The sequence below is a fragment of the Aestuariivita boseongensis genome, from assembly GCF_001262635.1.
GTDB classification, from domain to species: domain Bacteria; phylum Pseudomonadota; class Alphaproteobacteria; order Rhodobacterales; family Rhodobacteraceae; genus Aestuariivita; species Aestuariivita boseongensis.
Window position 1 is genome coordinate 1 of record NZ_JXYH01000091.1, and the last position, 4,563, is coordinate 4,563.

5 protein-coding genes are annotated in these 4,563 nt (G+C 64.8%); 4 read left to right on the top strand and 1 reads right to left on the bottom strand.

The window, feature by feature from the left end:
- Positions 1 to 24 precede the first annotated feature (24 nt).
- The 4 genes from argF (at position 25) to TR61_RS20305 (ending at position 4,078) form a co-directional block, all read left to right on the top strand.
- Entirely contained in the window at positions 25 to 951 is a 927-nt protein-coding gene (gene argF, locus TR61_RS19030) for an ornithine carbamoyltransferase (RefSeq protein ID WP_050932114.1), read from the top strand.
- A gap of 63 nt (positions 952 to 1,014) precedes the next feature.
- Positions 1,015 to 1,998: a membrane dipeptidase gene (locus TR61_RS19035; RefSeq protein WP_050932115.1), complete on the top strand. Its 984-nt coding sequence runs from the start codon at positions 1,015 to 1,017 to the stop codon at positions 1,996 to 1,998.
- Between the two features lie 50 nt (positions 1,999 to 2,048).
- On the top strand, positions 2,049 to 3,647 hold the full coding sequence (locus TR61_RS19040) for a hypothetical protein (RefSeq protein WP_082182054.1): 1,599 nt from the start codon (positions 2,049 to 2,051) through the stop codon (positions 3,645 to 3,647).
- Positions 3,644 to 4,078 (top strand): hypothetical protein, encoded by a 435-nt coding sequence (locus TR61_RS20305; RefSeq protein ID WP_050932117.1) that lies wholly within the window; start codon positions 3,644 to 3,646, stop codon positions 4,076 to 4,078. Before TR61_RS19040 ends, TR61_RS20305 begins: the two co-directional genes overlap by 4 nt.
- Positions 4,079 to 4,151: 73 nt before the next feature.
- Here the strand turns inward: TR61_RS20305 and TR61_RS19050 are convergent.
- Positions 4,152 to 4,563, bottom strand: a 412-nt coding sequence (locus TR61_RS19050) for a tRNA pseudouridine synthase A (protein ID WP_425394231.1), incomplete at its 5' end; no start/stop codon positions are given.

Here is a 4,563-nt window from a genome sequence, read left to right on the forward strand (position 1 = left end):
GCCATGCGACAAAGGCACTACGTAATGAACCATTTTCTCGACATTCACAAAACCGACGCAGCCGATCTACGGCAGATCATCGACCACGCGGGCCAGATGAAGTCCGCCCGGCTCGGCCGCCCAAAAGGCGCGCCAGATGACGAACAACCGCTGGCCGGGCATATGGTGGCGCTGATTTTCGAAAAGCCCTCCACCCGGACGCGCGTGTCCTTTGACGTGGGCGTGCGCCAGATGGGCGGGCAGACGATGGTGCTCTCGGGCACCGACATGCAGCTGGGCCATGGCGAGACGATTGCCGACACCGCCCGCGTGCTGTCCCGCTATGTCGATCTGATCATGATCCGGACCTTTGACGAAACCGTGCTGACCGAGATGGCCGAATATGCCGATGTGCCGGTGATCAACGGGCTCACAGACCGTACCCACCCCTGCCAGATCATGGCTGATGTGATGACCTTCGAGGAACATCGCGGGCCCATCGCGGGCAAGAAAGTCACCTGGATGGGTGACGGCAACAATGTCTGCGCCTCCTTCCTGCACGCAGCCGGCCAGTTCGGCTTTGATCTGACCTTCTCCGGCCCATCGCAGCTGGATCCCGAAGACGAATTCATGGGCTTTGCCCGCAACAAGGGCAGCAAGATCGTCATCGAACGCGACCCTGACAAGGCGGTCGAAGGGGCCGATCTGGTCGTGGCCGACACCTGGGTCAGCATGCATGACAGCCAGTCCTCGAAAGAACGCCGCCACAACATGCTGCGCCCCTATCAGGTCAATGACGCGCTGATGGCGCATGCGAAACCCGATGCACTGTTCATGCACTGCCTGCCCGCCCACCGGGAAGAGGAAGTCACCAGCGCCGTGATGGACGGCCCGCAATCGGTGATCTGGGACGAGGCGGAAAACCGTCTGCACGCGCAAAAAGCCATCATGCGCTGGTGCCTGGGGGTCTGAGCACCCCCAGAAAACTCGCAGAATTTTCTTGGCGCGTCGGTCATTCCGCGACATGGTCCCCCCATGAGCGCACCACTGATCGACAACCTGCAATATTGCAACTTCTCGCCCAAGATCTTCCGCCAGCTGAGGGAGGGGGGCGTGGACGCGATCCACGTCACCATCGCCTATCACGAAAGCTTTCGCGAGATGGTGCTGAACCTCGAACAATGGAACCGCTGGTTCGAGGCCCACCCAGACCTGATCTTCAAGGGCCTGACCGGCGACGATGTCCGCCGCGCGCAATCCGAAAACCGCACCGCCGTCTTTTTCGGCTTCCAGAACCCCAGCCCGATCGAAGACGATATCGGCCTGATCGAGATCTGCCACCAGCTGGGCATCCGCTTCATGCAGCTGAGTTACAACAACCAGTCCCTGCTGGCGACGGGCTGTTACGAGGCCGAAGACCCCGGACTCACCCGCTTCGGCAAGCAAGCGGTGGCCGAGATGAACCGCGTGGGTCTGGTCATCGACATGTCCCACTCTGCCGATCGCTCCACTTTGGAGGCCATCGACCACTCCGCCCGCCCCATCGCCATCACCCACGCAAACCCCCATTGGTGGCATCCCGCTTTGCGCAATAAGTCCGACACAGTGCTCAAAGCGCTGACTGGGCGGGGCGGCATGCTGGGCTTTTCGCTTTACCCCCATCACCTCAAAGACGGCAGCAACTGCACCCTCGACAGCTTCTGCCAGATGATTGCCGAGGCCGCGGATCGCTATGGCGTCGACCATTTGGGCCTAGGTTCAGACCTTTGTCAGGATCAGCCGGATGCGGTCGTGGAATGGATGCGCGTCGGCCGCTGGTCCAAAGCGATGGATTACGGCGAGGGCAGCGCCAGCAATCCCGGCTTCCCGCCCATGCCAGACTGGTTCCGCGACAATCGCGATTGGGGCAATATCCGCCAGGGACTGTCGCAAACAGGCTTTGCCGAACCCGAGATTGACGGCATCATGGGCGGCAACTGGCTGCGCTTTTATGACGAGAATTTCGGACCCCAACCGTGAAAGACCTCGCCCTTCCTCCCGCTTTGCCGCTGCGCCCGCCTGCACAGGTGATGCGCCTTTCGCGCATGGGCGCGGCTTTCCCAACGCGGCTCAGCTTTTTGCCCACGCTGCTGCGCCGCCTGCATGGCGAAGGGGCGCAGGTCACCCGCCCGGTCTGGGAGATAGACGCCAATGGCTATGGCCATGCGGTCTATTCCGTGGATCTGGGCGGGCACACCTATTCTCTGGTCGCGGTCTCCTCACACCTGCCGGACGAGGCGCGCACCGACCGTGTGATCGCCGAAGCCTGGGACACGGCCTATGTCCTCTATGACGGCATCCCCGGCGCCAGTGAAATCGCCCGCATCTGCGCCGCCGCGCCCCGTCAGGAGGCCGCGCGCTATACCGACCGCGATCTGGTCCTCAGCCGCGCGAACAAATCCGTGCGGCTGTTCGCCCATGTGGTGGACAGCCTGCGTGCAGGCCGCCAGCCCGATGCGACCCGCATCCGCGACACGGGCTATCTGATGCGCACCACCGCCGTTTACGGCAACGGCAAGTTTGGCATCGCGGATCGCACGCGCATTGCCGAAAGGCCCGGTCTGTCCGGCCCGTTCATGGCCGAAATGCTGACTGTCTGGCTGATCCGGGGCTTCACCCATGATCTGGCCGAACATCTTGGCGGTGCGCCGCTGGATCGGCAACTGAAACGCCATCTGGGCATCGGCAATGCCACGGGCTTGGGCATGGCGCCCTTTCTGGTCAGCCACCCGCTTTTACTCGATGCCTGGATGCAGGTGCGCGAGACGGCGCTGGCTCGGGTGCGCGCGCTGCCCGACCTGACGCAAGCGGAAATCGCCCGCCTGCGCGCACTGGCCGACCGGGTGGCCAGACACCTTGCCGAATGGCACGTCCCGGACGAGGCCGCGCAGAACGACATCGCCACTCTGCGTCGGGAATGGCCCGATTTCGCCCGCCATCTGGATGACATGACGCTGACCGGCGAAGAACCCGTCAACACCCTGTGGGAAGCGGCGCAAAGCGGCTCCACGGCGCTGCAGGAGCTGGTTGCGGCCTTCCTCATCGAACCCTTCGGATCACTGGTTGACGGGCTGACCGATTGCATGGCCACGCCCTTCACCCCTCAGATCGACCCGGCCATGCCATTAGCCGACCTGCACGAGGCGCTTTTGCGTGATTGGGGCTGGGCGCTGTCCACCGATTTTACCAACCCCGCGCAGGAGGCGCAGTTCTGGTACGTCTCCGAGGCCAAGCTGGAACCGCGCCTGGGCCTGCGCCACGAAGAACCGGGGGCGGATATGGAAAGCCCCCTTGATATCGCACGGCAGGTGCAGGCGATGGCCCGCGCGCTGGAGACCCATGACGGCGATCTGATGGGCTTCCTGCGCGCCCATCCCGAACACCGCGCCGCCCTGCGCCGGGTGCAGACGCTGATGCGCCACCCCTATGCCGAAATCCGCGACAACCTGATCGCCGACACGTGCCGGCCCATCGACATGCTGCGCTGCAAACTGGCGTTTTTCGGGGCCGCCAAATTCGATCCCAAATCCGACCGCTGGACGCGCATCACGCTGGCCCAGGGCGCGCCGCTTTTCGATGAGCTGGACTGTGCGCCCGACTGGTGGATGCCGGCCTTTGCCAGCCCATGAGACGCACCCGCGCGGAACTTGCCGCGCTCCTGATGAAAGCCGTGCGCGGGGCTGGCCTGCCGCTGGCGCTGGGCGAAGACCTGTATGCCGCAGCCCCCTATCTCAGCGCCGAGGATGTGGCCCGGATCGCCCGCGACATCGCTGAGGGCGGGACAGAGCTGACGCGCCTGACCCTCGCCCTTGATGCGGCGGAGATGGGCGAACCCGTCCCGGACACCACGCCGCTGGCGCAGGCCCTCGCCGCCGCGCGCGGTTGGCGCCTTGAGGATGGCCGTAAATCCGACACCGACCCGCCGCAGCCGGCTGGCCCGCTAGAGATCACCGACACGCTCTGGGTCGCGCTCGACGCCTATGCTGCGCGCACCTATGTGCCGGAAAGCGAAGCCTCCCGCGCAAAAGGGGCCGGGGCAGGGGCCATCGATAACGATTGACGCGCGCCCTGCCTCTTCTTCTTGCTGAAAATACGGCGGGGGAGTCTCGAAGGGACGGGGGCAGCGCCCCCGATCAGGCGAACGGATCCTCGGGGTACCCGACGCCCGCCAGATACAGCCCCTGTGGCGGGCTGACCGGCCCGCAGGCGGCGCGGTCGCAGGCCTCAAGCGCGGCTTTCACATCTGACGGGTCCCAGGCCCCTGCGCCCACCCGCTCCAGCGTGCCCACGAAACTGCGCACCTGATTGTGCAGGAACGACCGTGCGCGCACGTGAAAATGCACCTCGGGGCCGGCGAGGGTGTCCACCGCTTCCACGCGCAACTCATCCAGCGTCTTCACCGGACTGTCCGCCTGACAGATCGAGGACCGGAAGGTGGTGAAATCATGCCGCCCCGTCAGATGATCCGCGCCCGCCTGCATCGCATCCACATCCAGCGGCTGCTTGACCTGCCAGACCAGCCCGGCCTGATGCGTGGCGGGTGCC

Excerpts from the sequence above, each read along its gene's own strand:
- TR61_RS19040 (WP_082182054.1), top strand. The coding sequence starts at position 2,049 with ATGCGCCTTTCGCGCATGGGCGCGGCTTTCCCAACGCGGCTCAGCTTT.
- TR61_RS20305 (WP_050932117.1), top strand. The coding sequence starts at position 3,644 with ATGAGACGCACCCGCGCGGAACTTGCCGCGCTCCTGATGAAAGCCGTG.
- argF (WP_050932114.1), top strand. The coding sequence starts at position 25 with ATGAACCATTTTCTCGACATTCACAAAACCGACGCAGCCGATCTACGG.
- TR61_RS19035 (WP_050932115.1), top strand. The coding sequence starts at position 1,015 with ATGAGCGCACCACTGATCGACAACCTGCAATATTGCAACTTCTCGCCC.